22 protein-coding genes and 2 pseudogenes are annotated in these 26,200 nt (G+C 63.1%); 16 read left to right on the top strand and 8 right to left on the bottom strand.

The genetic code is table 11. The annotated features are described in order from the left end of the window. Positions 1-9 precede the first annotated feature (9 nt). The 4 genes from GSQ90_RS12540 to GSQ90_RS12525 are packed head-to-tail and all read right to left on the bottom strand — an operon-like array spanning position 10 to position 4,601. Complete coding sequence (locus GSQ90_RS12540; RefSeq protein WP_158815161.1) at positions 10-903, bottom strand: ABC transporter permease; 894 nt, start codon at positions 901-903, stop codon at positions 10-12. Next, positions 900-1,949, bottom strand: a complete 1,050-nt coding sequence (locus tag GSQ90_RS12535) for an ABC transporter permease (protein ID WP_158815160.1) — start codon at positions 1,947-1,949, stop codon at positions 900-902. The genes GSQ90_RS12540 and GSQ90_RS12535 overlap by 4 nt, the downstream gene beginning before the upstream one ends. Continuing rightward, positions 1,946-3,517 carry an ABC transporter ATP-binding protein gene (locus tag GSQ90_RS12530; RefSeq protein ID WP_158815159.1) on the bottom strand — a complete coding sequence of 524 codons (1,572 nt, stop codon included), beginning with the start codon at positions 3,515-3,517 and terminating at the stop codon, positions 1,946-1,948. The genes GSQ90_RS12535 and GSQ90_RS12530 overlap by 4 nt, the downstream gene beginning before the upstream one ends. 13 nt (positions 3,518-3,530) lie before the next feature. Next, positions 3,531-4,601, bottom strand: a complete 1,071-nt coding sequence (locus GSQ90_RS12525; RefSeq protein ID WP_246731566.1) for a BMP family ABC transporter substrate-binding protein — start codon at positions 4,599-4,601, stop codon at positions 3,531-3,533. Positions 4,602-4,921: 320 nt separating this feature from the next. Between GSQ90_RS12525 and GSQ90_RS12520 the strand changes: the two genes are divergently transcribed. The 10 genes from GSQ90_RS12520 (at position 4,922) to GSQ90_RS12475 (ending at position 14,999) form a co-directional block, all read left to right on the top strand. Then, on the top strand, positions 4,922-5,623 hold the full coding sequence (locus GSQ90_RS12520) for a TetR family transcriptional regulator C-terminal domain-containing protein (protein ID WP_246731565.1): 702 nt from the start codon (positions 4,922-4,924) through the stop codon (positions 5,621-5,623). A gap of 59 nt (positions 5,624-5,682) precedes the next feature. Then, positions 5,683-6,036, top strand: a complete 354-nt coding sequence (locus GSQ90_RS32115; protein WP_210254885.1) for a hypothetical protein — start codon at positions 5,683-5,685, stop codon at positions 6,034-6,036. 185 nt (positions 6,037-6,221) lie between these two features. Beyond that, complete coding sequence (locus GSQ90_RS12510; protein ID WP_174247471.1) at positions 6,222-7,604, top strand: extracellular solute-binding protein; 1,383 nt, start codon at positions 6,222-6,224, stop codon at positions 7,602-7,604. Between the two features lie 78 nt (positions 7,605-7,682). After that, a complete protein-coding gene (locus tag GSQ90_RS12505) occupies positions 7,683-8,627 on the top strand; it encodes a carbohydrate ABC transporter permease (RefSeq protein WP_158815157.1) in 945 nt (314 codons plus the stop codon). Positions 8,628-8,637: 10 nt separating this feature from the next. Beyond that, positions 8,638-9,498, top strand: coding sequence for a carbohydrate ABC transporter permease (locus GSQ90_RS12500; protein ID WP_158815156.1), 861 nt, complete (start codon positions 8,638-8,640; stop codon positions 9,496-9,498). Further along, the gene (locus GSQ90_RS12495) at positions 9,495-10,442 is read left to right on the top strand and encodes a ribokinase (RefSeq protein ID WP_246731564.1); all 948 of its coding nucleotides are present in this window, start codon (positions 9,495-9,497) and stop codon (positions 10,440-10,442) included. The genes GSQ90_RS12500 and GSQ90_RS12495 overlap by 4 nt, the downstream gene beginning before the upstream one ends. Beyond that, entirely contained in the window at positions 10,439-11,212 is a 774-nt protein-coding gene (locus tag GSQ90_RS12490; RefSeq protein WP_158815155.1) for an SDR family NAD(P)-dependent oxidoreductase, read from the top strand. Before GSQ90_RS12495 ends, GSQ90_RS12490 begins: the two co-directional genes overlap by 4 nt. After that, positions 11,205-11,996, top strand: coding sequence for an HAD-IIA family hydrolase (locus GSQ90_RS12485; RefSeq protein WP_158815154.1), 792 nt, complete (start codon positions 11,205-11,207; stop codon positions 11,994-11,996). Before GSQ90_RS12490 ends, GSQ90_RS12485 begins: the two co-directional genes overlap by 8 nt. A gap of 50 nt (positions 11,997-12,046) precedes the next feature. Beyond that, a complete protein-coding gene (locus tag GSQ90_RS12480; RefSeq protein WP_158815153.1) occupies positions 12,047-13,159 on the top strand; it encodes an ABC transporter ATP-binding protein in 1,113 nt (370 codons plus the stop codon). Next, positions 13,131-14,999 carry a phosphoenolpyruvate hydrolase family protein gene (locus GSQ90_RS12475; protein WP_246731563.1) on the top strand — a complete coding sequence of 623 codons (1,869 nt, stop codon included), beginning with the start codon at positions 13,131-13,133 and terminating at the stop codon, positions 14,997-14,999. Before GSQ90_RS12480 ends, GSQ90_RS12475 begins: the two co-directional genes overlap by 29 nt. Here GSQ90_RS12475 and GSQ90_RS12470 read toward each other — a convergent pair. Then, positions 14,983-15,705, bottom strand: a complete 723-nt coding sequence (locus GSQ90_RS12470; RefSeq protein WP_246731562.1) for a phosphoenolpyruvate hydrolase family protein — start codon at positions 15,703-15,705, stop codon at positions 14,983-14,985. The genes GSQ90_RS12475 and GSQ90_RS12470 overlap by 17 nt on opposite strands. 174 nt (positions 15,706-15,879) lie before the next feature. On the opposite strand from GSQ90_RS12470, the gene GSQ90_RS12465 reads away from it, so the two are divergent. The 3 genes from GSQ90_RS12465 to GSQ90_RS12455 are packed head-to-tail and all read left to right on the top strand — an operon-like array spanning position 15,880 to position 19,772. Further along, on the top strand, positions 15,880-17,142 hold the full coding sequence (locus tag GSQ90_RS12465; protein ID WP_246731561.1) for a Tm-1-like ATP-binding domain-containing protein: 1,263 nt from the start codon (positions 15,880-15,882) through the stop codon (positions 17,140-17,142). Next, positions 17,123-17,950 (top strand): phosphoenolpyruvate hydrolase family protein, encoded by an 828-nt coding sequence (locus tag GSQ90_RS12460; protein ID WP_158815152.1) that lies wholly within the window; start codon positions 17,123-17,125, stop codon positions 17,948-17,950. The genes GSQ90_RS12465 and GSQ90_RS12460 overlap by 20 nt, the downstream gene beginning before the upstream one ends. Positions 17,951-18,008: 58 nt before the next feature. Further along, positions 18,009-19,772: an FAD-dependent oxidoreductase gene (locus tag GSQ90_RS12455; protein WP_158815151.1), complete on the top strand. Its 1,764-nt coding sequence runs from the start codon at positions 18,009-18,011 to the stop codon at positions 19,770-19,772. Between the two features lie 354 nt (positions 19,773-20,126). Here the strand turns inward: GSQ90_RS12455 and GSQ90_RS32380 are convergent. After that, positions 20,127-20,225: pseudogene (locus GSQ90_RS32380) on the bottom strand (DUF2274 domain-containing protein); the annotation flags it as partial. A gap of 19 nt (positions 20,226-20,244) precedes the next feature. Here GSQ90_RS32380 and GSQ90_RS12445 point away from each other — a divergent pair. After that, the gene (locus GSQ90_RS12445) at positions 20,245-21,441 is read left to right on the top strand and encodes an FAD-binding protein (RefSeq protein ID WP_371418362.1); all 1,197 of its coding nucleotides are present in this window, start codon (positions 20,245-20,247) and stop codon (positions 21,439-21,441) included. Positions 21,442-21,447: 6 nt separating this feature from the next. Continuing rightward, on the top strand, positions 21,448-22,839 hold the full coding sequence (glcF, locus tag GSQ90_RS12440; RefSeq protein WP_158815149.1) for a glycolate oxidase subunit GlcF: 1,392 nt from the start codon (positions 21,448-21,450) through the stop codon (positions 22,837-22,839). Here glcF and GSQ90_RS12435 read toward each other — a convergent pair. Then, positions 22,815-23,780, bottom strand: coding sequence for a LysR family transcriptional regulator (locus GSQ90_RS12435; protein ID WP_246731560.1), 966 nt, complete (start codon positions 23,778-23,780; stop codon positions 22,815-22,817). The two genes, glcF and GSQ90_RS12435, sit on opposite strands and share 25 nt — an antisense overlap. Positions 23,781-23,905: 125 nt before the next feature. Here GSQ90_RS12435 and GSQ90_RS12430 point away from each other — a divergent pair. After that, a pseudogene (locus GSQ90_RS12430) lies at positions 23,906-24,743 on the top strand (oxidoreductase). Between the two features lie 80 nt (positions 24,744-24,823). Here GSQ90_RS12430 and GSQ90_RS12425 read toward each other — a convergent pair. Next, on the bottom strand, positions 24,824-26,185 hold the full coding sequence (locus tag GSQ90_RS12425) for an integrase arm-type DNA-binding domain-containing protein (RefSeq protein WP_158815148.1): 1,362 nt from the start codon (positions 26,183-26,185) through the stop codon (positions 24,824-24,826). Positions 26,186-26,200 lie beyond the last annotated feature (15 nt).

The following is a 26,200-nucleotide window of genomic DNA, read 5'->3' as shown; positions in this document are numbered from 1 at the left end:
GGGTCTCCGTCAGTTGTCGCGCAGCTCACCGCCGCTGGCCGCGGCCTTCAGCCCGCCGCGCAGGCGCCCGCTGATCCACACGCCAATCACCGTGGCGAGGTAGGGCAGGGCCAGCAGCAGGTCGCGCGGCGCCTTCTCGCCGAAGACGAGCTGAGCCTTGATGCCGGCGGCCTCGACGATGCTGAAGAACAACGCCGCGAGGGCCGAACCGATGGGATGGCCGCCGCCGAAGATCACGGCCGCAAAGGCCATGAAGCCGCGGCCCGCGGTCATGTTGTTGCTGAAGAGCTGCAACGTGCCGAGCGCCAGCTCAGCGCCGCCGAGGGCGCAGAGCACGCCGCCGCCCATCAGCGCGATTAGCCGCATGCGCGAGGGCGCGACGCCGACGCTGCGGGCGGCGAACGGATGTTCGCCGCAGGCCGCCAGGCGCAGGCCAAAGCGAGTGCGGCGCAACAGCACCCAGAGAAGCAGCACCACGACGGGCATGGCCGCCACCAGCACGGAGAGCACGCCGAAAGCGCCAAAGGCGTCGCCGAGGCGCGGCAGGCCAGCGCCGGCCGTCACCGAGGCCTCGCTGCCATAGATCGACTGCACCGTGAGGTCGGCGCCGCCGAGGCCCAAGCCCGTGAGCCCGAGACCCGCGATGATCGGATTGGCCCGCAGCTTCTCCACGACGAACCACAGCAGCGTTGAACCGAGTACACAGACCAGCACCGCCAGGGCGAGTCCGGCCGCGACCGAGCCGGTCTGCTCCACGCCGACGGCGGCGGCGCAAGCGCCGGCGATCATCAGCCCCTCCAGGCCGAGATGCCAGACACCGGCGCGCTGGGCCAGCATGCCGGCCAGCGCCACATAGATCAGGGGCGTGCCTGAACGCAGAACGGCGATGAGGATATCGCTCATGGCGCTGGCCTCCGCGCCGGCAGGCGCTCGAGCAGCGCGGCTGGCAGGGGAAAGGTGCGCGCGGTGATGAACAGCGCGATGGCGGCGTTGATCACGTCGATCGCGGCCGCCGGCAGACCAGCGATGACAGGCAGATACAGGCTCGCCGCCGCCAGGCCGCCGAAGAACATCGAGACGACAGCGACCCCCGTAACCGACAGCCCGGCGACGAGGGCGATCAGCACCGCAGTGAACCCGTGGCCGGGCAGGAAGCCGCTGACCAGGCGGCCATTGGGCCCGAGCAGTTCGATCGCGCCTGCCAGGCCCGCCAGCGCGCCGCTGACCAGGAAGGCGGAGAGGCCAAGCGAGGACAGCTTCGCTCCTTGCCAGACGATCATGACCGGGTTGCGCCCGGCGAGGCTCGACAGCACGCCGAAGGCAGTGCGGTTCACAAGCAGCCAGACCAGAACAAGCGTCGCCAGGGTGAGCGCGATGATGGTCGGCGACACGCCGACCGAGGTAGCGATGCGATAGCCGAGAGCCACCGGCCGGCTGGCCGTGACTTGCCCGGTGCCGGAGGGGTCCTTCAGTGGCCCAGAGGTGAGGTAGACGAGCAAGAGCCCGGCCAGAAAGTTACCCATTAGCGTGGTGATCACTTCGTCGGTGCCCCAACGGATACGCAGGAAGCCGGGCCAGGCAGCCCACAGCGCCCCGCCTACCATGCCGGAGGCGATGGCGACCGGGACCACCAGAGCCGGTGGAGCGCCGTTTAGCGCTTCCACTGCGACGGTCGCGCCGATGGCGCCGAGATAGAACTGGCCCTGAGCGCCGACGTTGAAATAGCCGCAGCGGAACGACACCAACACGCCGCAGGCGGTGATCAGGAGCGGCATCGCCCAGCGCAGGCTCTTCATCAGCGCGTTGGGTGAGGTGAAGGCGCCGTCGGCGATGCTCTGGAACATCAAAGGCGCGGAGAAGCCGGCGAGCTCGAAGACGACGCCGCACAACGCCAGCGCCACGACGACGAAAGCGAGCGCCCTGAGGACCGAGAGGACTTTGCCCTTCATTGCGGCGCTCCCGTCATCGCCGCGCCAACCGCCGCCAAGTTGTAGGGCGCGGAAAACTCCGCCGCGATGCGCCCCGACAGCATCACCACTACGCGATCAGCGATGTCGAAGAGTTCGTCGAGGTCAGAAGAGATCAGGAGCACGCCGCAGCCCCGGTCCCGACTGGCGCGCAGCGCCTGCCAGACGAAGGCGGTGGCGCCAATGTCGAGGCCGCGCGTCGGCTGGGCGGCGATGACGAGCGAGGCGTCGGCGTCGATCTCGCGCGCTAGGATCACTTTCTGGGCGTTGCCTCCGGAAAGCGAGCCGGCGGGCTGGCCTGTGTCGGCAAAGCGGACGTCCCATTCCTTGAGGCTCGCGTGGCAGGCGTTCCGCAGCCGCGAGGGCGCGATCGGTGAAAGGAGCCGACCCAGCAACAGGCGGCGGGCCGACCAATTCTCCCACAGCGCGCTTGTCAGGCTCAGGCCCTCGCTGTTGCGGTCAAACGGGATGATGCGCAGGCCAGCCGCGCGGCGCTGCGCGAGCGCGTGAGCGGTGACGTCGGTCCCGCCGAGGCAGATGCTGCCGCGATCGAGCCCAGCAAGGCCCGCCAGGGCGCGCACCAGCGTGTGCTGGCCGTTGCCCTCGACGCCGGCGACGCCGACGATCTCGCCGCGCCGAATCGTGAGGCTGGCGCCTTCCAGCGCGCGCCCCTCTCCATCCGGTCGTGTGTCGACGCCAGCCATCTCGAAGACTGGCGGCCCTGCGGGCGCCGCAGCGCTGACACGCGCGGTCTCGACCGGCGCCGCGCCGCCGCCGCCGCCGACCAAGGCCGCCTGGTCCGCGGCCTCGATAGAGCCCGACGGCGTGCCGATGATCGCCGTCGCAAGACGCGCCGCATCGATCGCAGCGACCGGGATCGCCGCTTCGATCAGCCGGCCCCCACGCAGCACGCTGATCGTTTCGGCGATGTCGAGCACCTCGCGGATCTTGTGGAGGATCAGGATGATGGTGACGCCGCGCCGGCTGAGCAGGCGCAACCGCTCGAACAGCGTCGCGACGCCGGCCGGCGACAGCACCGCCGTCGGCTCGTCTAGGATCAGGATTTTGGCGTCCGTCACCAGCGCCCGCGCGATCTCGACGGCTTGGCGCGTCTCGACCGGCAGGTCGCGGATGCGGGTGCGCAGGTTCGTATCAACGCCGAGACTCTTCAGGTGCCCCGTCCACCGCGCCTCGAGCGCCCGACGGGTAAATATCCCGCCGGATCCCGTGGCGCCGAACTCCATCGACTCGGCAATGGTGAAGGAAGGTGGTAGCGCGAAGCTCTGGTGCACCAACTCGACGCCGGCGGCGCGCGCAGCGTTGACCTTCCCAACCGGCACGGGCTGGGCGCCGATGCGCAACTCGCCCGCGGTTGGCCGGACCATCCCGGCACAGACGCGGGCGAAGGTGGTCTTCCCAGCGCCGTTCTGGCCGACCACTGCATGGATGCGCCCCGGCGCGAAGGCGAGGCTCACGCCACTGAGCGCCGCGACCGCGCCGAAACGCACGCTGACGTCGACGCACGCCAGCGCCGCCTCCTCGCCCTGCATCACAGCGATCCTGTCAGAGCGTGGTGTTGAGCGGCACCTTGACCGTTCCAGTGATAATCGCCTTCTTCGCAGTCTCGATCTCGGGCCAGATCGTCTTGGCTTTGGCGACGAGGTCGGCTGGCCCCTCCTTCAGGAACACGTCGGATAATTCGAAGTCGACCACGCCAGTGTCGATTCCTGTCGGCAGGTGGTGGCCGATCCAGCCCGCCTCCAACGCCTTGCTGACCTCCTGATAGAGCGACAGGCCGAAGTCGAGCTTGACGATCGCCGCCACGGTCTTCGGACCGAGCTTGTACTGCGTCTTGGCAATGGCGCTCACCATTCGGCCGGAGCCTTCATTGGCGGCCTGGATGATGCCGGTATCTGTGGCGGCGGAATCTGTCTGGATGTAGTCGACGCCGGATTGATACATCTGGCTGGCGATCTCTTGGCCCTTGGCCGGGTCCTGGAACGAGCCGGCGAAGGCGCCCGTCACGGCGATGGCCGGGTTGGCCGCCGCGGCCCCGGCCTTCAGGCCATTGAGGTCGGCATTGAGCGCGGGCAGGCTCATGCCGCCGACGTAGCCGATTTTCCCGGACTTGGAGATGCGGCTGGCGAACAAGCCCGAGAGATAGCAGCCGAGGTAGTAGTCATAACCAACCGTCTCCACGTTCGGGATCGCCGGCTGGAACGGATCGGCGAAGAGCTGGATGAACTTAGTCTTGGGATAGGACGGAGCCACTGCCTTGATCGGGTCAGCCACCTCGTTGAAGGTCGACACCACGATCGCCGCGCCCGCATCACCCAGGCTTCGAAAAATCGATTCGTAGGTCGCGGCGTCCTGCGCGTAGATCGCGCGCATCGTGAAGCCCTTCTCGCTTGAGAGCCGCTTCAGTGCGGCGATCATGCTGTCCACCGGACCGTTGTCGCCGGCCGCCTGTGTATGGACGAGCGCGACGAGGCCACCAGCGGCGCGGGCGCCGCTCGACGATAGGCCGGCCGCGCCGAACGCCAGGACCGCTGAGCCCTGAAGGACATGCCGTCGCGACAATAGAGCTGTGGAAGTCGGCGCGCTGGATTGATACCTGCTCATAAATTCCTCCATTTTTTCGTCTTCGAGGACGTCGGCTGTCGGTCGTTGGTCACTTCGGGCAGCGAGCGGTTTCGTCGTCGGCCTACTGCCCGACATCGAGCAGTAAGCAGATCAGGCTTAGGCTCTTGACGCCCTGGCGAATGAGCCTCTTCCAAGGACGAGCATTGTCATAACCTGACCAAAACGTCAACTTTTGAATCAACGATATTTGACCAAAACGTCAACTTTTCTTTACTGCCCCTCTTGCTGCTTGCGCCTTGCGCAGGTGATGCTGCAAAAGCAGGCTGTTGGACCACACATTCATCGCCGCAGCATTTTTTGGGAAGCAGAGCATGGCAGCATCAATGGACCAGGCAGCGCGGAAGACGCGCGCGAGTCGACCCAGCAAGGACGTTGACGAGCGCGTCCGCGACCGCAGTGAAGCGGCCATCCTGGAGGCTGCCGGCGAACTCTTTGCGCGCAAGGGATTCGACGGCGTGCGCATTGCAGAGATCGCCGAGCGGTCGGGCCTGCCCAAGGCGAATGTCTATTATTATTTTCCCTCGAAGGAGGACATCTACAAGGCGTTGATAGGCAAGCTCCTCGCGGGATGGGACAAGGCTCTTGAAGAGCTGCGCGCCGATCGGAAGCCGGCCGAAGCGCTCGGCGCCTACATCGTCGCCAAGCTGGAATATTCCCGACAGTTTGGAAGCGAATCCCGGCTATTCGCCAACGAGATTTTGCGAGGGGGACGCTTCCTCAGCAAGGCGAACCGGGACCACATGCGCGCCATGACTCGCGACAAGGCCGTCGTGATCGAGAGCTGGATCGCGGCTGGAAAGATGTCGCCCATCTCGGTTCGGCACGTTTTCATCATGTTGTGGGGCGCGACCCAGTTCTACGCAGATTTCGAGGTGCTCGCCTGCGACGCGCTCGCTATCAAGCGCATAACGAAGAAAGATTTCGACGAGGCCGCGGCCACGATCACTGCGATCGTCCTTCGAGGCTGCAACGTGGTCGAAAGCGCCGCCGAGGCAAGGTCCACGGACACTTAGCGTCGCGTCCTGCGCGGCTTCACTCGAACGGTCGTCGAGCGCAGGTTGGGGACATTCTTTTGACCCACATGGCCGTCGGGATCGGCGATGCATATGGATTGATCATCAAGGGACGTGTTCGTTGCAGCCACTGGGCGAAGTGCCGTCTTTCGCCAATTGTCGCTTGGTGGTGGCGCCTCGTGCTTTGCGACGTCATCTGGTCGGTGCCCGGAGTTCGCGATGTAACTGCCGATCTGCTCCGGCACTTCTTCATGGAATTCACGCCTTTCTTGATCGGGTGCGTCATTTCCAGCGCCAACCACAGCTTCGAAATAATCCGCCAAAGCCGGGACTGCGTGATCAATCGACCGACGACCAAGGCCTCGGAAGTGGTCGTCGAAATCGGCAACACCTCGGGTGCCGAGATAGACTAGTTCGCAGACTGGAACCGATTTCCGAATGATCCGATGGCCGTACGGTTTCCCATTTTTACCCAATCTGCCTCCAATTCATGTCCCGACTCAACGCACACCGGCGATAAATTTGGAACGCCCCGGCGCTGAAGCTGTAGCCAAGCAAGAACGGCGCGAATTCGGGATAAGGGAGGAAAAACATGAAAATGCGTAGGACGACTCGTGGCGGGAATCTAAAACGCGGACTGAAACTCGTCCTCGGCGGCGCCGTGATCACCGCGGCGGCGCTGGTGGCCGGCGTAGCCGGGGCGGCATCGATCGACTGGAAACAGTTTCAGGGAACGTCGATCACCTGGGCTTACGACATTCATCCCTATGCTGACGCCGTGGTCGCGCAGCTACCCGAATTCGAGAAGCTGACTGGGATCAAGGTGACGCCCGAACTCTATCCGGACGATGCCTATTGGAGCAAGCTGACCATCCAACTCACCACGAAGTCGCCAGCATGGGACGTGATCGGAATAGGCATCCAGCCGGCCTGGGATCTGACGCCCGGCGGCAGCCTCGAGCCGCTCGACGGTTATATAAAGAACCCGAAGCTCACAGACTCCGACTACGACTACGGCGACTTCTTCCCTGCCTTGCGCAAGGCGCTCACCTGGAAGAACAAGGACGGCCAGGTTGTCGCCGGGGACGACGGACAGATTTGGGCGATCCCGCACGGATTCGAGAACATTCAGCTCATGTATCGCAAGGACATTCTTGCAAAGGATGGCCTCAAAGTTCCCGAGACATTGCCAGAAATGATTGCAACCTGCACGGCGCTAAAAAAGGCCGAACCCGGCGTGACGCCGCTGGTCGTGCGCGGGGTGAGGTTCTGGAGCAGCATTCACACCGCGGCGATCTCGATCGCCAAGTCCTACGGCGTAAGCGACTTTGTCGTGAAGGACGGCAAGCTCGACACCGGTCTCGATTCGCCGCAATCGGTCGCGTTTCACACCGACTACGTCGCGATGATCAAGGCTTGCGCGCCTAGCTCCTTCGCGAACGATAACTGGTACCAGGTTGTCGACGGGCTCTCGTCGGGCCGGGCCGTCATGGCGATCGATTCGAACATGTTTGGATTCTGGAACGACGTGCCGGGCAAGGCGGCGGCTTCCGGGCAGATCGCTTTTGCGCCGCCGCCGAGGGCTCCAGGCGCCAAGAGCTTCGACTCGAACATCTGGATCTGGTCGCTGGCGATGAACGCGGCGTCGCAAAAGAAGGGCGCAGCTTGGCTCTTTATGCAATGGGCGACCTCGAAGGAGGTCGATCTTGCGGGCGCCGTCGCAGGCAAGCTCGTTAACTCGCCGCGAGCGTCGACCTGGGACAATAAGGCGTGGATCGATTACGCGACTAAGGCCGAATTCAACAACTTCGTTCCCACCTTCAAAACCGTGCAGGCCCAAGCCGCCCTGGCCTTCACGCCCCGATACGGCTTCGGCGAAGCGATGAACGCCTGGGCTGTCTCGATGCAGCAGATGGTCAACGGCGCCCCCGTCGAGCCAACCTTGAAAGCGCTCGCCGAGCAGATCCGCGGGTCCCTCTAGAACGGACGCGCGGGAAGGCGCAAGATTCGCTCTCCCGCGCGCCGCACGCGACATATCGCGCAGCAAGATTGAACTGTCATGACTGCACTATCAACCAAGGTCGAATCCGGGCTGAAGTCCTTTGTCGCGCCCGTTCCGGTCGACCGGAACGGGCGCCGGCGCTCTGAGTTGCTCAGTCTCCTCGTCGTCGCGCCCGCAGTTCTGATTCTGCTTGGGTTTCTTCTCCTGTTCTTCTATGGCGTCTGGCAGTCGCTGACGGATCTCCGCCTTGGGCGCCCCATCATTCATTTCGTCGGCTTCGCCAACTATCTCGCTCTGTTTCGCACCGCGAGCTTCTGGAACAACGTGAGCGTCACCTTGGTCTACGCGTCATCGGTCGTTGTGATCGAGGCCCTGTTCGGGGTGGCGCTGGCCAAGCTCTTCGCGTCGCAGGTCCGATGCGCCGAAATTTTCCGGCCGGTGATCCTCCTGCCGCTGGTGCTTCCACCAATGAGCGTCGCCCTGATGTGGACCACCATGATGGACCCGCAGAGCGGTATCCTCAACTATCTGTTCTCTCTGATCGGTTTGGGCCCGTTCAGCTGGATCTCCAGCCCCCAGACGGCGCTCGCCTCGATCATCCTGATAGATGTGTGGACCTACACGCCCTTCTTTACACTGATCATCTTCGCCGGCCTGCAAGGCATTACCGACGATATCCGGGAAGCTGCGCGGATCAACGGAGCCAAATCATGGGCGACGTTTCGGCGAATCGAGCTGCCGCTTGTCGCTCCGTACATCCTGATCGCCGCCGTATTCCGACTGATCGAATCCTTCAACCAGTTCGACATCATATTCGGGACCACTCAGGGCGGTCCCGGCAACAGCACGTCGGTTCTCTCGGTGCAAGGCTACATCACGGCCTTCCAGAACCTCAATTTCGGCCGCGGCGCGGCGCTGATGGTGGTCAACTGGCTTATCGTTCTTGCGGGAGCCATGGTGACCGTCAGGGCTTGGCAGTTCGTGAAACGCCGGGTCAGTTGAGGAGATCGCCATGATCGCATCCCGCTCTCTGTATGTGCGCCTGGCGCTGAACGCGCTTGTGCTTCTCGCCGCCGCCGTGCTGGTTTTTCCTCTCGTCTGGATATTGATGACGGCCTTGAAGACGCAGAGCCAGGTGATGGCTTGGCCGCCTCAGTTCGTGTTCACTCCGACGCTGGAGAACTTCCGCGTGCTGTTCGACGCCGCGAGCGCCGGCGCGACCAATTACGGCACGATCAAGATCGATTTTCTAAGCCCCATCGAGAACAGCGTTATCATCGCGGTCGGATCTGTTATCGTGTCAGTCATCGTCGGCGTCCCGGTCGGCTATGTGCTGGCTCGGCGGGATATCCCCTACAAGGAAGATATCGCGTTCTTTATCTTGGGATTCCGCTTCGCGCCAGTCCTGCTCGTCGTCATCCCGCTCTTCAGCGTCTTTCAAGCGATCGGCCTCTACGACACTTACGTCGGCATGATCTGGGTGTATCAGGTCGTCACCTTACCGATGATCGTGTGGCTCAGTAGGTCCTATATCGAGGACATCCCGCGGGAGCTTGAGGACGCCGCCGCGATGGACGGCGCCAGTTCGATCCAGATCGTCTGGCGCGTGGTCCTGCCGCTGTTGAAACCAGGCCTGATCGGCGCGTCGCTGCTCGTGTTCCTGCTCGCCTGGCACAATTTTGCGCTCGGCTTGATGTTGAGCTCCGCCAAAGCCCCGGTTACAGTCGCGCTTCTGAAGCTGTTGAACCCCGGTGTGCAGTTTTATCCTGTCATGGCTGCGGGTCTCGTCGTCACCATGGCGGTTCCCGTAGTCCTTATCCTGCTCGGGCAGCGGCACCTCGAACGCGGTCTCACCTTCGGGGCGGTCAAGTGACCGGCGCGCCGAAACCTCTCATCTTCTTTGGAACCTGCAACCTCGATTTCTGCCTCTCGGTCGATCGTCTTCCCACGCGGGGACAATCGGTGATGGGCGATCTCATCCGGTATCCCGGCGGCAAGGGTGCGAACCAGGCCGTCGCAGCGGCTCGGCTCGGTCTCGCGCCGCGGCTCTTCACCAAGCTTGGCGACGACGAGGCGGGCGCGATTTTGAAACGCGCACTTCTCGATGCGGGCGTCCAGACTGACGCAATAGAGACTGTGCGCGGCGCCAACTCCGGAACAGCGCTGATCATAGTCGACGGCGACGGCGGCAACATCATCGGCATTGAATCGGGGGCAAATCAGTCGATGTCGGAACGCGACATCGAGCGGGTTGCGAGTCTTATCGGGGCAGGGGCCCTCGTGGTTGCCGAAATGGGGCTGCCCAACGCGGCTCTGGAGCGTCTGTTTGCGCTGAAACCCGATTACGGGTTCGAGCTGATCTTCAATCCGGCGCCGGTGCGGAAGGGTTTGACGAAGGCGGCATGGCGGCAAGTCGACTACGCGACGCCCAATGAGACGGAGGCGTTTGATCTCACTGGGATCGAGGTCGTCGATCTCGTCTCGGCCGAGCGCGCCGCCGAAGGACTTCTCGATCTCGGCGTACGGGCTGTCATCGTCACACTGGGCGCGCAGGGCGCGTTCTACGCGGACGACCAACGCCGCTTTCATGTTCCGGCCTTCCCGGTGAAAGCCCTCGACACCACCGCCGCGGGAGACGCCTTCACCGGGGGATTGGCCGCGGCGCTCGCCCGCTCGGCGCCTATTGAGCGCGCCATCCGCTATGCCATGGCGGTCGCCGCGCTGTGCGTCACTCGCGCAGGCGCGCAATCCGCCATGCCCTCGGTCGAGACCGTGGACGCTTTTCTAGCCAGCCGATCGCTTGTGGAGCCCTTATGACAGATCTATCGTTTTCCCTCAGCGGACACACCGTCCTTATCACCGGCGCAGCGGGCGGAATCGGCAGCGCGCTCGTGGTGGCGTTTTGCGAGGCGGGAGCCAATGTGGTGGCGACCGACACCAACCGCGAGGCGCTCACCCGCGCACTCGCGGATCACGGAGACAATGGTAGCGTGCTGGCCCTTGCGATGGACGTGACCGAAGAGGAGCAGATTTCCGCGGTGCTCGACACGGTGACGCAACGGTTCGGTCGCCTCGACATCCTGATTAACAACGCCGGAATTAAGTCGAGCGAATCTCTGCTCACTGGCAACAGGGGAAAAATCGAACGCACCATGAAGATCAATACCGATGCGGTTCTGCTCTGCTCCCGTCTCGCGGTGCGGCGTTTCATCAAGAACGGCGCCGGTCGCATTATCAACATAGGCTCGTCATTGTCATCGCAGGGCGCCGTGTTCAACTATCAGGCCGGCGGAGCGGACTATTGCCTATCCAAGGCGGTCGTGCACGATATTACGAAGCTGCTCGCCTACGAATGCGCCCAGCATCGGATCACCGTGAACGGCATCGCTCCCGGTATAATCGATACGCCCATGCATGGCCGGCCACGTGAGGAGACCGAGGCCCGGCACCACGGCAGAATTCCCCTGGGGCGGGTCGGAAACCCCGAGGATCTTGTTGGTCTCGCCGTTTTCCTCGCGAGCCCTGCCGCGGATTACATCACCGGCCAGATGATACACGTAAATGGCGGGATGTTGATGAATGGTTGAGCGCAACGGAAATCTCTTGGGCTGGCCTGCGGTCAAGGGGATCATTTCCGATCTCGACGGGGTCGTCTACCGTGGCGAAGTGGGGATTCGCGATGCGATTCAGGCTTTCAACAATTGGGAGCGGACCGGCATTCCTTATGCGTTCGTCACCAACAATTCGACGCGCTCACCCGAGGATGTCGCCGAGAAGCTAAGGTTCTTCGGAGTTACCGTTACTCCGGAACGTATTGTCACCTCGAGCCTCGTAGCGGCGCAGATGATGAAGGAGCGCTGGCCACCGAGGACGCCTGTCTTCGTGATCGGCGCGCCGGCGTTATACAACGCCATCGCCGCGGCCGGATTCGAAATCACTGACCGATCGCCGGAAGTGATCGTCATGGGTCTGGACCGCAACATCAGTCACCGAAAGCTCTGCGTCGCGGTGGACGCGCTGCTCGCCGGAGCGACGCTCATCGGTACCAATCCGGATCTTTTGCTTCCGACCGCGAATGGCTTCGAGCTGGGCGCCGGTGCGATGCTGACTGCTGTTTCCGCAGCCACGCGAGTTCGACCCATCGTCCTCGGCAAGCCGGAACCGCATATGATCGAGACCGCCTTGCAACGGCTGGGCACGCCGAGAGAATCGACGCTGATGATCGGAGACCAGGTTGCGACCGATATCCAGGCTGGCAAGCGCGCCGGTCTTTACTCTGTGTTGGTCACCACAGGCGTGGCCGAACCGGAGGAGCCAGGTCTGTCACCCCCCGACATTGTAATCGAGAGCTTATCCGAAATTCCGACCTGACGGTGCGGTGCAGAGCCTGGTCAATAACAGATGTAGTGAGGGAGTTACCGATGGCCGATGTCAAGCTGGAGAGAATCAACAAGGCTTACGGCAGCGTCGAAATTCTGCGCGACATCAACCTCGAAATCTCTCATGGGGAGTTCGTCGTGTTCGTCGGACCGTCTGGTTCGGGGAAATCGACGCTCTTGCGCATGATAGGAGGCCTGGAACGCATCACGAGCGGGCGCCTGTGCGTTGACGGTCGCACTGTCAACGACGTGGATGCCGCGGACCGCAATCTCAGCATGGTGTTTCAGAACTACGCGCTTTACCCGCACATGACCGTCGGTCAGAACATGGCCTTCCCGCTGGAGATGGCGAAGGCGACGAAATCCAAAATACAAGCCCGGGTGGGCGAGACCGCGAAGCTACTGCAGATCGAACATCTGCTCGATCGCAAGCCGCGGCAATTGTCCGGCGGTCAGCGCCAGCGTGTCGCGATCGGGCGCGCCATCGTGCGCGAGCCGAAAGTCTTTTTGTTCGATGAGCCATTGTCAAATCTCGACGCCGAACTCCGTGTGCAGATGCGTATCCAGATCGCCAAGCTGCATCGTCAGCTCGGGAACACGATGATCTACGTCACGCACGATCAGGTCGAGGCCATGACGATGGCCGACAAGATCGTCGTGCTTCGGGCCGGCCGCATCGAACAGGTAGGCGCGCCCTATGACCTCTACCATCATCCCGCGTCTCAGTTCGTGGCGGGTTTCATCGGCTCGCCCAAGATGAATTTCCTCGACTGCCGCCTTGTCGAGGCGACGAGAGAAGGCGCGAGGATCACATTGTCAGATGGCCGCGGCGTGACGTTGCCAGTCGGCGCAATCGACCTCCCGTCGGGCAGTCCCCTTGTACTTGGTATTCGACCGGACGACTTCGTCCCGCCCGGCGCGAATCGGGACGAATTGTCGCTCGATATCGTCGTCGACGTTGTCGAGCATCTCGGGAGCGTCACCTATCTCTACGGCGCCGTCGGCAGCGACGCGATCGTGGCCGTGTCCCCGAGCAACCAGGTGCGAGGCAAGGAGGCTAGCGCAAGCATTGCGGTAGCGCCGCGGGATTGTTACCTGTTTTCGAAGGACGGCGTCGCGTTTCGGCGTGAAGGAGTTTCGGAACGATGGAATTGATCGGGCGCGTTCGGGCAGAGGAGGCACCGGCCTGAGCACCGCGGCCGACTCCGACGCTGGTGCGCTGACGCCGGCGAGCCGGAAGTCTTTCTGGCTGCAGAAGGACTTGCGCGACCCGCGTGCGTTCATTTTGGGCGCTGCGATCGGCTCCGGCATGACCGCCCAGGCGGCAGAACGGGCGGGAGCCGATTTCCTTCTGGCGCTTTCCGCCGGGCGTTTTCGCACTATGGGGGGCTCCTCTCCGGCCTCGGTCCTCCCCATCCGCGACAACAACACGTTCGTGGCCGGCTTCGCCCGGACCGAGATCCTGCCGAACACTAAACTGCCCGTATTCTTCGGGGCGTGCACGTTTGATCCTCGGCTGGAGATCAACGCCTTCCTCGACAAGTTGGCGCGCTGGGGGTTCAGCGGCGTCACGAACTTTCCCTCGGTGATTCATCTGGACGAAGGACGCCGAGCTGCGCTGGAAGGTCTTGGGCTGGGCTACGATCGCGAAGTCTCGCTGCTCCTGGGCGCTCAGCGAGTTGGTCTTGCCGCTTTGGGCTACACCCGGACCCAAAGCGACGCACGGCGCATGGCCGAGGCGGGCGTGCGCGCAATCTGCATTAATTTCAATTTGAATTCCGGCCGACCGGACGCAGCGTCGCCGGCGATCGGTTTGACCGAGATGGCGGCGCGCACCCGCGACATGGCGCGCTGCGTTCACGCGATCGATCGCAAAGTGGTCTGCCTGCTGGGCGGCGGCCCCATCACGAAACCGGACGAGTTGCTCGATGTTTGCCGAGAAACCGGCGCTCAGGGGTTCATCGGCGGCTCGAGCCTCGACCGCGTCCCGCTGCAAACTTCAGTGCTCGAAATCACGGCGGGCTTTAAGACGATCAACGTTCTTCGAAACAAAGTAGACGCCCTCGAGCGGCAATTGCGCTTGAGCGGCTATCAGCACGGCGTCGTCGCTCAATCGGCTGCCATGAATCAGGCGCTTGAAACCGCCAAGCGCCTGGCCTCGGGTTCGAACCCGGCGCTGATCGTCGGGGAGCCGGGGACCGGCAAGCGGACCATGGGGGAGTTGATCCATGCTGTCAGCCCGCGGAAGGGGCGGCAATCCACGGTCTTCACCTGCCACGCCGGGGCGGCCACCGAACAGGCTGAGGCCTTGTTCGGCGTCGAGGGGCATGGCGGCACGAAACGGCGGATCTCAATTCTGGAATCGGCGAGCGACTCGTCGGTGCTGATTGTTCATCTCGATCATTTGGCGCTGGGCTGTCAGGAAAGACTGGCCGACTACCTCGAAAGAGGAAGCTTCACTCCTGTTGGCGGATCGGCTCTCGTCTGGTCCGAAGCGAAGATCATTGCGACCGCGTCGGCGGATCTGGGCCGCCTCGTCGCGGCGGGAGCCGTTGCGCCGAGCCTAGCGGAAGCGCTCTCTGGGTTCGAAGTTGTTCTTCCGCCGCTCCGCGACCGGCTTGAGGATCTACCACTTCTGATCCAGCACTTTCTAGTCGAGTTCAAAGGCGAAGGCGGATCGCGCTCGGTCATTCTCGAGAACTCCGCGTTCCGCGCGCTCGCCGACCTTGATTGGCTGGGCAACGTCCGACAATTGCGGCACGTCGTCGAACGGCTCTCGACGCTCGCGCCGGGCAGCCGCGTCACTGCCGAACGGCTCGCGTCGCTGCTAGACACACGTATTTCGAGCAACAAGACCAAAGACCTGTCGGAGCGAGACTGGATCATCGACGGCCTGCGCCGCAACAAGCTTAGCCGCAGCCGCACCGCCCGGTTCCTCGGCATTTCCCGCAAGACCCTCTATAACAAGATCAAGGCGCTCAAGATCCTCGATTAACGGAAGAGCGCCGCCTAGGCGCTCGATCGACTTGTGGCTCCGCTCGCGCCGTCGGCGTGCGGGTCGAGACGCGGGTCGTCTTGCTTTTTTTCGTGGGCGCGTTCTCCTCGGCGATCCGCAGTATCGGCGCGCCCGGCGCGGGGTCTTCCCCGGCCGCACATTCGAATGCGCGAACCAAAGCGAGACCGGTATTGAGCGAGCGGTGAAGGTCGCCGGCCTCAGTCAGGCACAAGGCGTCGAGCGACGAGCCAAGTCGGTTTCGCGCTTCGACGACCTGATCGGGCGTAGCGGCTATCCCCAGCACGTGAAAGCCATCGCCGGCGAACCAGGCGAGGCGATCGAGTTCGCGTGCGTAGCCGAGGTTGGCGGCATCGAGGTCGGCCAGCGCTGACCGGTCTACCAAAGCCAAACTCGGGAAGTTCGACACACCACTGACGCCGGCGCCCCTCAAGGCGTCGGCGATATCTTCCCAACAGGCGAATGGGTCGGTCGCGAGCACAGCGGCATAGACACGCGGCGCGGGTCCGACATCAACCGCTGCCAGATCAGCCAGAAGCGCGGCGTTCCAATCGAGGATCGGCAAGGTCGCCATAACGAGGGTCGCGTCAGGAGCGAGCTGACGCAGCGAAGGCGCGTAGAGCACGGGGCTGTCGGTTGCAAGCGATAAGGAACTGCGAAGAAGCACGCGCAAGGATGACCCGATCAATTACCCAATCTTACCCGTCATCGGCAGTATTCCACCTGACGCAAAGCCGACATAAGCCTTACTCCCTTCCCAACGACAATGCGACGCGCCCTGAGCCGCGCGGCGTTGGGAGGAGTAGACTGATGACTAAGCCGACGTCTTCTACACCGCGGTTCACGGTCGGGGCGGCATGTCGTGGCTGACGCGCGCTCTTTATGCCCTTCGGCCGCCAGCATTGCAATTGTCGCGACCCTCGACACCAAAGGGCCGGAAGTCTCCTTCGTACGAGATCTTCTGCTGCAAATCGGACGACCTGTGCTGGTGATCGATGTCGGGACGTCCGACGCCCCCGGGATTTCTGGGGACGTAACGAGAGCAGAAGTCGAGAAGCAGGGCGGCGGGGAAGCTGCGTTCACGAGGTCCGGCGGGCCCGCTGCGGCCCTGACCGTGATGGCGGCGGGCGCGAAAGCGGTCGCCACAAGATTGCAGGCGGAAGGCCGAATCCGGGCTGTGATAGGTATCGCGGGCGGCAAAGGGAGCGCCCTTTTCAAGGAAGCTGTCGCGGACCTCCCCTTCGGATTTCCCAAGGTGTTGGTGTCGAGCGCACGTCCGCAGCTGCTTGCAAGTTTCGCGGAGACGACGGACATCGCACTGTTTCCAACGCTGGTCGATCTTTTCGGTGTCAACGATTTCACCGAGCGTGTGCTGCGAAATGCTGGTGCGGCGGTCGCGGCGATGGAATGGCGAAAGCCGCCCGACCATCGCCGGAAGGTGGTCGGCGTCACGGCGTTCGGGGTCACGACGGCGGCCGTCAGTCAATGCGTTGCCTTGCTTAAGGCCGCAGGCGTCGAACCCATCGCGTTTCCGGCGAATGGCGCCGGCGGCCGATTGATGGAGCGCCTGGTGCTGGCCGGCGAGATCGATGCGGTGCTTGATCTCACGATCACCGAACTCGCCGACGAGATTGCCGGCGGGAGCGCGTCAGCGGGTCCGGATCGGCTGACGGCGGCGGGCATGACAGGCGTCCCGCATCTGGTGGCTCCAGGGGCCGTCGACATGATCAACTTCGGACCGCGGACTCAAGTCCCACAGAAGTTCGAAGGACGACTATTCTATCAGCACACGCCCCACACAACTTTGGTGCGCACTGATGTCGACGAGAACCGGCGGATCGGGATGATGGCGGGCCGGCAACTTGCGATGGGGCGCGGCAAACTAACAGTGCTCTTTCCATCGGGCGGGTTCTCGGACTACGACCGGCCAGGACAGCCGTTCTTCGACCCGGCCGCGGACCAGGCCTTCCTCGACGGCTTGCGCGCAACACTGCCGAAGCGCGCCGACCTGCGCGTTGTCGACTGCCACATCAACGACCCACACTTCGCACGGGCGGCGGTCGATTGGATCCTTGCAACGCTGTCCATTTCCGAGAAAGCCGTCGATGGCCAAGAAGTTCTTTAAGCGGCACGAAATCCTCGCCCGCCTTCGCGCCCAGATCGCGGCTAGCGCTCCGATTCTCGCGGCAGGCAGTAGTTGCGGCCTCGTGGCAAAATGCGCAGCCATGGGAGGTGCCGATCTGCTCGTCGTGTATAGCACCGGGCGATCCCGATTGATGGGGCTGCCGACGAGTCGTATCGGCGATTCCAACGCCGCTACGATCGCGATCGCGGCCGAAATCCGAAACGTCGTCGCCGATGTCCCCATCATCGGAGGAATCGAGGCCTGGGACCCGACCCGCCTCGATCTCGACGACCTCCTCGAAGACTTTCAGACCGCGGGGTTCTCAGGAATCATCAACTATCCGACCATTTCGACCATGGGCAAAACCTGGCGCGAACGGCGCGGACGTGTCGGGCTCGGCTTCGAGCGCGAGGTGGAGCTTGTTCGCCGCGCCAACGCCGCCTCGATCTTCTCCATGGCCTATGTGGCGACGCCCGAGGACGCCCGGGCCATGGCGGAAGCCGGGGCCGACTGCATTGTGCCGCATGTCGGGGCGACGCGCGGCGGCCTGGTGGGTCACGACGCCGCGCAGACCGGCAAAGCCGACCTGGAGATGGTCAAGGCCATAGTCGCCGGCGCACGCGCCGTTGGAAGCGAAGCGATCTACCTCGCGCATGGAGGAGCGATCTCCGAGCCCGAGGATACTGAAAACGTCTACCGAGACACCGACTGCGTCGGCTTCGTGGCCGCATCGAGCATCGAGCGCATCCCGATCGAGCGTGCGGTGCTGGCCGCCGCCAAGGCCTTCAAGGCTGCTCGAATGGGCTGAGCGCGCGCGACCGAACCGCCCGATCGAAACATCGCAAACGTAAAGCTTGGAAAGAACCATGACCGACGTCTCGGCGCATCCCAAGAGCACACTTCAGCCGCGGCCGGAACAACTCGGCTCTGGCTCGGCCCCATGGGACTTCGAAACCGATCTCCTTGTGCTTGGAAGCGGGGCCGGCGGCCTCGCCGCGAGCCTCTATGGCGCCAAAGAGGGCCTCAGCGTGCTGCTGTGTGAAAAGTCGGCGACGTTGGGGGGAACCACGGCGCGCTCCGCCGGTATGGTCTGGATCCCTTGCAGCCAACAAGCGCAGAAGGCCGGAATTGAGGATTCGATCGATCGCGCCCGCCAATATCTGCGTCATGAACTTGGAAACCATTATCGGGCCGATCTTGTCGATGCTTTACTCACAAGCGGCGCGGAAGCGTTGGCGACGCTTGAAGACGGAACGGAGGTAAAATTCGATCTCGCGTCGGCGCCGGACTATCATCCTGATCAGGTCGGCGGACTCGACAAAGGGCGCGCGCTCAATATCCGACCCTTCGACGGACGTCGACTCGGCTCCGACTTGGGCCTCGTCTGCCCACCGCTCCCGCGTATGTTGGTGTTGGGCGGCATGATGATCTCGTCGAGCGAAATCCAAGCCTTCCTCAAGCCGTTTTCGTCGAAGGCTAATTTCAAGCACGTCCTCCGCCGCCTCGCGCGCTACGCCAAGGATCGGCTGCGCTTTCCGCGCGGAACCGAACTCGGCAACGGCAACGCACTTGTGGGCCGCTTGGTGTACAGTCTGAAGCAGACCAACGCGGACATCTGGATCGAAGCATCTCTGACCGAACTCATTCGCGAGGAGGGTTGTGTGCTCGGGGCCGTCATCAAACGGCATGGCAAGGCTGTTCGCGTGCGGGCCCGCAAAGGCGTCGTGCTCGCGACCGGCGGCTTCGCGCACAGCCCCGAACTGCGGCATCGCCTGTCAGCGAACTATCCGCACTCTCACTCGCTGGTCTACGAATCGAACACGGGGGACGGCCTCACGGCCGCCATGGCCATCGGGGCGGCGATCGATACTGATTTGGCGAGCCCGGGGCTTTGGGCGCCTGCGTCTATCTACACGCGCGCGGATGGCGCCGAGAAACTGAACCCGTATGGCTGGCTCGATCGTGGGCGACCCGGCCTTATCGCCGTCAATTCCCACGGCAAGAGGTTCGTGAACGAGTCGAACTCCTATCACGACATTATCGCGGCGATGTTCGACAGCGGCGGCGGCAGCGACAATCGCTTCTTTTTCATCTGCGATGGCGCGTTCATGCGCAAGCGCGGCCTCGGCATGCTGCTGCCCTACCCATGGACCCGAAACCTCACCCGCTACGTCAAGCGGGAATACATCTACGAGGGCAAGACCATCCAGGAGTTGGCGCTTCGGATTGGCATCGATCCAGAGGCTCTGGCTCAGACCGTGCGATTGCACAACGAAAACTCCAAAACAGGAGTCGATCCGGAATTCAACCGAGGGAAGAATTACTACAATCGCCTTCTCGGCGATGCCGCGGTGAAGCCGAATCCCAATCTTGGGCCGATCGAGAAGGCGCCGTTTTACGCACTCCGGATCATCCCATCTACGCTCGGTACGGCCTGCGGCCTGAAAACCGACCGTGACGCTCGGGTACTTGACGACATAGATAACCCCATTCCGGGCCTCTATGCCTGCGGCAGCGATCTGGCGTCGCCCATGCGAGGCTACTACCCCGGTCCCGGCATCGCCCTTGGCCCCGCCATCGTATTCGCATTCAGAGCGGTTAGGCATGTTGCCATACCCGTCCGAGCATAATGACTTGTTACTCAGAGGTAAACGGGCGATTTTTTCGCTGGAGTAATTCCGACGCGTGCCAAAGGCGAGGTCCTACCGGATGTGGAAGCTCATATTTGACTGATCTCTTATTGGTGCGTTGGAGATCCTGAAGAGCAATCTCGAGGCCTGATCCTCAAACTGAATCGATCGTTCCATGGTTAGCCCGTACGCCAATGCGAGATTTCCGTCCTCCCCGAAGCTCGCATGCGCGGGGGCCGCGGAGGGAGTCGCGCGCTACTCCCTCCGCGTCTCCAGACGTGGGGTTCGAAGTGAATTCATTTGAGAGGTAACACCCGCTGACATTGTGACACACCAGACTTTTGTCCTCGGTTTGCCCGCCATTGGCGCTTGATTCGCGCGCCGCATCTTCGCGAATGTCCGATCCGTCGCCATGAACCGCGCCAGCATCGGGGCGATCAGCTTTGCGGGTTCAGTGGGGGAGGGCGGCGGTTTGAAATCTTATGCGGGACGATTGTTGACGCCGGCCTCGGAGAGCGAGTCGGCGCAATGGGTGTCGGAAGCGCGCGGCAGGGGGCAAAAGCTTGATATCGTCGGTGGCGGCACGCGCCAGGGCCTCGGGCGTCCGGCGCGCGGCGACGCCGCGCTGAGCTCGGCGCAAATGTCGGGCGTGGTTTTCTACGAACCCGCCGAGATGGTCATCTGCGCCAAAGCCGGAACGAGCATCCGCGAAGTCGAGGCGCTGATCGCGCAACACGGCCAGACCCTGCCCTTCGAGCCGATGGACCATCGCGGCCTCTATGCGAGCACCGGCGAGCCGACGATCGGCGGCTTGGCGGCGGCGAATATTTCTGGCCCGCGCCGGATCAGCGCTGGCGCGGCGCGCGATGCGCTGATTGGCCTGCGTCTTATCAACGGACGCGGCGAAATCATCAAGAGCGGCGGCCGCGTCATGAAGAACGTCACCGGCCTCGATCTCGTCAAGCTTAATTGCGGCGCGCATGGAACGCTTGGATTCCTGATCGAGGCGACTTTCAAGCTACTGCCGAAACCCGAATGCGAATCCAGCATCGTAATCCGGCGGCTCGACGACAAGCGCGCGATCGAAGCCTTGTCAATCGCCTTGGGTTCGCCGTTCGGCGTGAGCGGCGCGGCGCATATTTCGGCCGGCATGGGCTGCGAATTTCCGAAAACGTTCCTGCGTATCGAGGGCTTTCGCGCCTCGGTCGACTATCGCATCGCCTCACTACTGGCGGTGCTCGCGCCGTTCGGCGCCAAACATGTGCTAGAAAACAAATATTCCGAGCGGATATGGCGCGCTATCGGCGATGCGGCCTTCCTCGCAGAGCCGCGCCAACAAGCCGTCTGGCGCGTCAGCCTCGCCCCCTCCAAAGCCGCCGAATTCGTCGCGAAGGTCGGGAACCGCGCACATGCGCGTTTCTACGATTGGGGCGGCGGTCTCGTCTGGCTGAGCAGCGAGGCTTCGCAGGGCTCCGCCGCCGCGATACGCGTCACGTTGGCGCCGTTTGGCGGACACGCGACGCTTGTTCGCGCGCCCGACGAACTGCGCGAGGCCGTCGATGTTTTCGAACCGCTGTCGGCGCCGCTAGCGCAGATCACCAGAGGTGTCAAAGCGAGTTTCGACCCCGACGGCGTGTTCAATACGGGTCGCATGCACCAGGGAATATGAGATTCTGTGCGAACGAATTTCTCCACCACTCTTCTCGCCGATCCGCATATGCAGGCGTCGGAGAAAGTCATACGCTCCTGCGTTCATTGTGGCTTCTGCACGGCGACGTGCCCGACCTATCTGTTGCTCGGCGACGAACTCGATAGTCCGCGCGGGCGCATCTACCTCATCAAGGACATGCTGGAGAACAACCGGGCGGCGTCGAAGGACGTTGTCAAACACGTCGATCGCTGTCTTTCGTGCCTCGCCTGCATGACGACCTGTCCGTCGGGCGTGCACTACATGCACTTAGTCGATCACGCCCGCGCCTATATCCAGGCGACCTACAGGCGCCCGCTCGGCGACAGGCTGTTGCGTATGCTGCTGGCGCGCGTGCTGCCCTCGCGCAATCTGTTTCGCGCCGCGCTCCTGTTTGCGAGGGTCGGCCGGCCGCTGGCTCCCGTCCTCGCACGCATCCCTAGGGTCGGCGCCAGGCTCACCGCGATGATGACGCTCGCGCCTGCGCAATTGCCCGCCCGCGTTTCGACCGAAGGACCGGGCGCCTTCAATGCGGCCAACGGCGTGGATAGACGCCAGCGCGTCGCTCTGCTCACCGGCTGCGCCCAGGCGGTGCTGGCGCCGCAAATCAACGCTGCCACGATCCGGCTGCTGAACCGCGCTGGCGTCGACATCGTGTTGCCGACCGGCGAAGGCTGCTGCGGCTCGCTGGTCCATCATATGGGGCTCGAGGAGCGTGCGCTCGTGCAAGCGCGCGCCAATATCGACGTCTGGATGCGCGAGATCGACGACGGCGGCCTGGAGGCAATCCTCGTGACGGCGTCGGGCTGCGGCACGACGATCAAGGACTATGGCTTCATGTTGCGCGACGATCCGCGCTATGCGGAGAAGGCGGCCCGCGTTTCCGCGCTGGCCAAAGACGTGACGGAATATCTTAACGGGCTCGATCTGCCCTTCGGCGATCCTAGCGGGCTCGTCGTAGCATATCACTCAGCCTGCTCGATGCAGCATGGTCAGAAAATCACGACCAAGCCGAAAGCGCTGTTGCGTCGCGCGGGCTTCGTCGTGCGCGACGTGCCCGAAGGCCATATCTGCTGTGGCTCCGCGGGCACATACAACATCCTGCAGCCGGAAATCGCTGGGCGCTTACGAGACCGGAAAGTCGCCAATATTGAACGTGTGAAGCCGGATTTAATCGCCACCGGCAATATTGGCTGTATCACACAAATTGCCGCTGGAACGTCGATCCCGATCGTTCACACTGCAGAGCTTCTTGATTGGGCTTGCGGCGGCCCCACCCCGCAAGGCACCCCGGAGCCGCGGCGCGCAAAAACCTCAAAGGTTTTGACTAGTACTGGGTCGCGAACCGGTCACGCCTACGACGCAGCGGGTCGTCGATGAACTGTATGAACTCTACAGTCGGCGGGCGTCGAAGTCCCACGGGGACCTAGGAGCCGAGCCTCACCCTGGAAGCGTGAAGCGTACCTCGCCTGCCGGCGGGCCAGATCGATGAAGGCGCGCAACCGGGCGGGAATGTTGCGGCGGCTCGGATAGTAGAGACAAAGACCCGGGAATTCTGGCGACCAGTCTTCGAGCACCGGCAACAAGAGGCCGGGTTCGATCGACGCCGCGGTCGCGATGTCAGAGAGATAGGCCAGACCCTCCCCAGCCAGGGCGGCCTGCAGCATTAGGTCGCCGTCGTCGAGGATCAACTGGCCCTGGACGTCTACCGCGACGGCTTCACCGCGTTTTTCAAATTCCCAGCGATAGATCGTCCCGTTCCCCGTGCGTCGGCGAATGCAGCGGTGCTGCGCCAGCTCAGCCGGAGTCTTTGGCCTCCTGCGCGCCGAAAAATAGGCGGGGGAGCCGACGACGATAGAGCGTATCGGACGGGTGATCGGTACGGCGATCATGTCGGGCGGGACAAACTCTTCGAGCCGCACGCCGACGTCGAAGCCGTGCCTCACGATGTCCACCATCGCCCCTTCGGTCACCATGTCCACCGCCACCCGCGGATAGTGGCGCATGTACTCGAACACCAGCGGCGCGAGGATCATCCGCCCTGCGCCGAGCGGCAGATTCAGACGCAAGACGCCTGCCGGTTCGGCGCGATATTCATCGATGTGTTCCATGGCAGTGCGGATCGCAGCCAAAGCCGGGGCGACTTCCGCGACGAACCGCTCGCCTTCGGCGGACAAGGCGACGCTGCGCGTGGTGCGGTTGAATAGGCGAACGCCCAGGCGCGCCTCCAGCGCCGCCACCGCGTGGCTGAGCGCCGAGGACGACATATCGAGTTCGCGCGCCGCAATCCGGAAGCCGCCGTGCCGGGCGACAGCCACCACGGCTTCGAGCTCAAGTTGGCTCGCCTCATTGCGCGATTTTTTACATCAGCTTGCGTCATTTTGATCGACTTATCAGATCAGTGCTGCCGTGTCACATCTGCCGCACCAACCCAATGGAGGCACGAATGTCCAGGACATGGCTCATAACCGGAAGTTCGCGCGGCCTCGGCCGCGCACTCGCCGAAGCGGGTGCTCGACGCCGGCGACAATCTCGTCGCCACAGCCCGAAACACCCACGGCCTTGAGGACCTGTCCGATCGGTACACCGCCCAGGTGATCCTGCGGCCACTCGATGTGACCGACTTTGGCGCGGCGCAAGCCGCGGTGGACGCCGCGGTCGAACGCTTCGGCCGGCTGGACGTGGTGGCGAATGTGGCCGGCTACGGGAACCTCGGCCCAATCGAAGACACCAGCATCGAGGACTTCCGCGCGCAGACCGACACCAATCTTTTCGGGCCGATTCACTTGTCGAAGGCCGCGATCCCGATCATGCGCGCCCAGGGCTCAGGCCACATCCTGAACTTCTCGTCTGTCGGAGGACGGATCGGGTCGACGGGCCGGGCCCCCTATTCGGCCGCGAAGTTTGGGGTCGAGGGGTTTTCGGAAGCGATGGTGACCGAGTTGGCGCCGCTGGGCGTCAAGGTGACCATCTTCGAGCCCGGCGGTTTTCGTACCGACTTCGCTGGCTCGTCCCAGACAATCCACATGATCCGCCCGTAATACGACGCCACCGTGGGCCAAGCGGCGCGGTTCCAGCGTGACTACGACGGCAAGCAACCCGGCGACCCAGCCAGGGCGGCCCAGGCGATCCTCAAGGTCGTCGGCATGGACGATCCGCCGCTCCGTCTACTGCTCGGCAGCGATGCGCTCAGGATCGTCGGGAGCGCCGACGCCCGAAAGGCCGAGGCCGACCGCAAATGGAGCGACCTCAGTGCTTCGACGGACTTCGCGGTCGCATCCTGAGGGAGTCGCCGCGACCATCACGCCACTAGATCGCAGAGCCGCAAGTGCACCTCCGCCGTTCGAGCGGTTGCGTCCAGACCCTAGGCGGCTCGAAGAATAGGTGGCCGCTCTCTGCCGGAAGTAGAGCCCTGGCTCTCGGTATCGAAAACCGCTCGCCGGGCCGCGCCCCGACCCAGCCAACCATCAAGGGCTCGATTTTCGGCAAGTGTGGAACCTTGCGCCGCAAGCGCCGTGCTGCTGATCGCTTGCTGCTGGCGGCGCAGATGATCTTCGAGAAGCTTATGCCGAGTGATGTAGCCGGCGTTCACGCCAGGAATGGAGTGGTTCATCAGGAGCTTGGCGTCGATCTCCGAAACACCTGCAGCCGTCGCGATGGTTCTGAAGGTTTGCCGAAGATCATTGCCCCACTTGGAGAGCTCACTTCGATCTTCTTTTGTTTCGGCGAGATGCCCTGATTCGCTGTCGGCTGGGAATACCCATTCTCTCGCCTGCAATGGGTACATTTCCCTGCCGAACCGAATGGCCCGCGCGAGACACAGAATCATCTCGCGCGACAACGGGATATCAAATGCGCGCTTGCTGCCGCCCTTAGGCTTGGCCACGTGCAATGTGCGCCTTCGGAAGTCTATGTGATCAGGCTTGATCCCCTGCAGAGCGGTCGGCCGCGAACCGGACAACAACATGAATAGATGAAATTCACGACGCACTGGGTTCTCCAGCAACGCCAACTCCGAGAACCATCCTTTCAGGTCACGCGCGCCCATTCCGGTGTCGCGGCGCTTCTCCTCGTTCCAATCGACCGCGTCCGCGGGATTGTCGGAGGGAAGCTTTTTGTTCGTCTTCCGCGCATGATTGTAAATCGCCCGCAAGGTGCGCATCGCCCCGTTCGCGAGATAGGGTCCGTTCTCCTTCGTGACATCGTCGTGCTTTTTCGCCACGCGAGCCGGATCGGCGCCAAGCTCGTGCAAAGGGGTGTCAAGCCATTCCGCGAAAATGCGCTCCACATGATCGCGATAGCCGGCGATGATCTTCTCGCTGCGGTTTTTCCGAACCAGATGGGCTTCCAAATACCGCTGCCACGCTTGCCTGAGCGTGACGTCTGCTGATGGCGCCTTGTTATCAGTGCCCCCACTTGAACCGCTGAGCCCGTTTTTCACTGGCTTCGGGTGCTGCCCTCGACTGATCTGAGCCAAATATTCCTTTGCGGTGGCGCGGGCGGTTCGCGTCGAGATTTCACTCGTGTCGCCAATCGAGACCCGGATCGACGACACCCGCTTGCCACCTTTTCTGAGGTCGCCTTGGATCGTGAACGTCCGCTTACGTTTTCCGACGACGACGAAGAAGCCCTTCAACTCGGTGTCGCGAGCCAAATACCAACCATCGTCTGGCGCGGATAACTGAGCGATCGTTTTATCCGTCAGCAGAATTCGGACGTCAGCCATATTTGAAGCCCAGGC

It is taken from the genome of Methylocapsa sp. S129 (assembly GCF_009765995.1).
GTDB lineage: Bacteria > Pseudomonadota > Alphaproteobacteria > Rhizobiales > Beijerinckiaceae > Roseiarcus.
This window is presented reverse-complemented; position numbering and strand designations above follow the sequence as displayed.

Bases quoted from the DNA above. Each gene is read 5' to 3' on its own strand.
- GSQ90_RS12540 (WP_158815161.1), bottom strand. From the start codon at position 903: ATGAGCGATATCCTCATCGCCGTTCTGCGTTCAGGCACGCCCCTGATC.
- GSQ90_RS12535 (WP_158815160.1), bottom strand. From the start codon at position 1,949: ATGAAGGGCAAAGTCCTCTCGGTCCTCAGGGCGCTCGCTTTCGTCGTC.
- GSQ90_RS12530 (WP_158815159.1), bottom strand. From the start codon at position 3,517: ATGCAGGGCGAGGAGGCGGCGCTGGCGTGCGTCGACGTCAGCGTGCGT.
- GSQ90_RS12525 (WP_246731566.1), bottom strand. From the start codon at position 4,601: ATGGAGGAATTTATGAGCAGGTATCAATCCAGCGCGCCGACTTCCACA.
- GSQ90_RS12520 (WP_246731565.1), top strand. From the start codon at position 4,922: ATGGCAGCATCAATGGACCAGGCAGCGCGGAAGACGCGCGCGAGTCGA.
- GSQ90_RS12510 (WP_174247471.1), top strand. From the start codon at position 6,222: ATGCGTAGGACGACTCGTGGCGGGAATCTAAAACGCGGACTGAAACTC.
- GSQ90_RS12505 (WP_158815157.1), top strand. From the start codon at position 7,683: ATGACTGCACTATCAACCAAGGTCGAATCCGGGCTGAAGTCCTTTGTC.
- GSQ90_RS12500 (WP_158815156.1), top strand. From the start codon at position 8,638: ATGATCGCATCCCGCTCTCTGTATGTGCGCCTGGCGCTGAACGCGCTT.
- GSQ90_RS12490 (WP_158815155.1), top strand. From the start codon at position 10,439: ATGACAGATCTATCGTTTTCCCTCAGCGGACACACCGTCCTTATCACC.
- GSQ90_RS12485 (WP_158815154.1), top strand. From the start codon at position 11,205: ATGGTTGAGCGCAACGGAAATCTCTTGGGCTGGCCTGCGGTCAAGGGG.
- GSQ90_RS12480 (WP_158815153.1), top strand. From the start codon at position 12,047: ATGGCCGATGTCAAGCTGGAGAGAATCAACAAGGCTTACGGCAGCGTC.
- GSQ90_RS12460 (WP_158815152.1), top strand. From the start codon at position 17,123: ATGGCCAAGAAGTTCTTTAAGCGGCACGAAATCCTCGCCCGCCTTCGC.
- GSQ90_RS12455 (WP_158815151.1), top strand. From the start codon at position 18,009: ATGACCGACGTCTCGGCGCATCCCAAGAGCACACTTCAGCCGCGGCCG.
- GSQ90_RS12425 (WP_158815148.1), bottom strand. From the start codon at position 26,185: ATGGCTGACGTCCGAATTCTGCTGACGGATAAAACGATCGCTCAGTTA.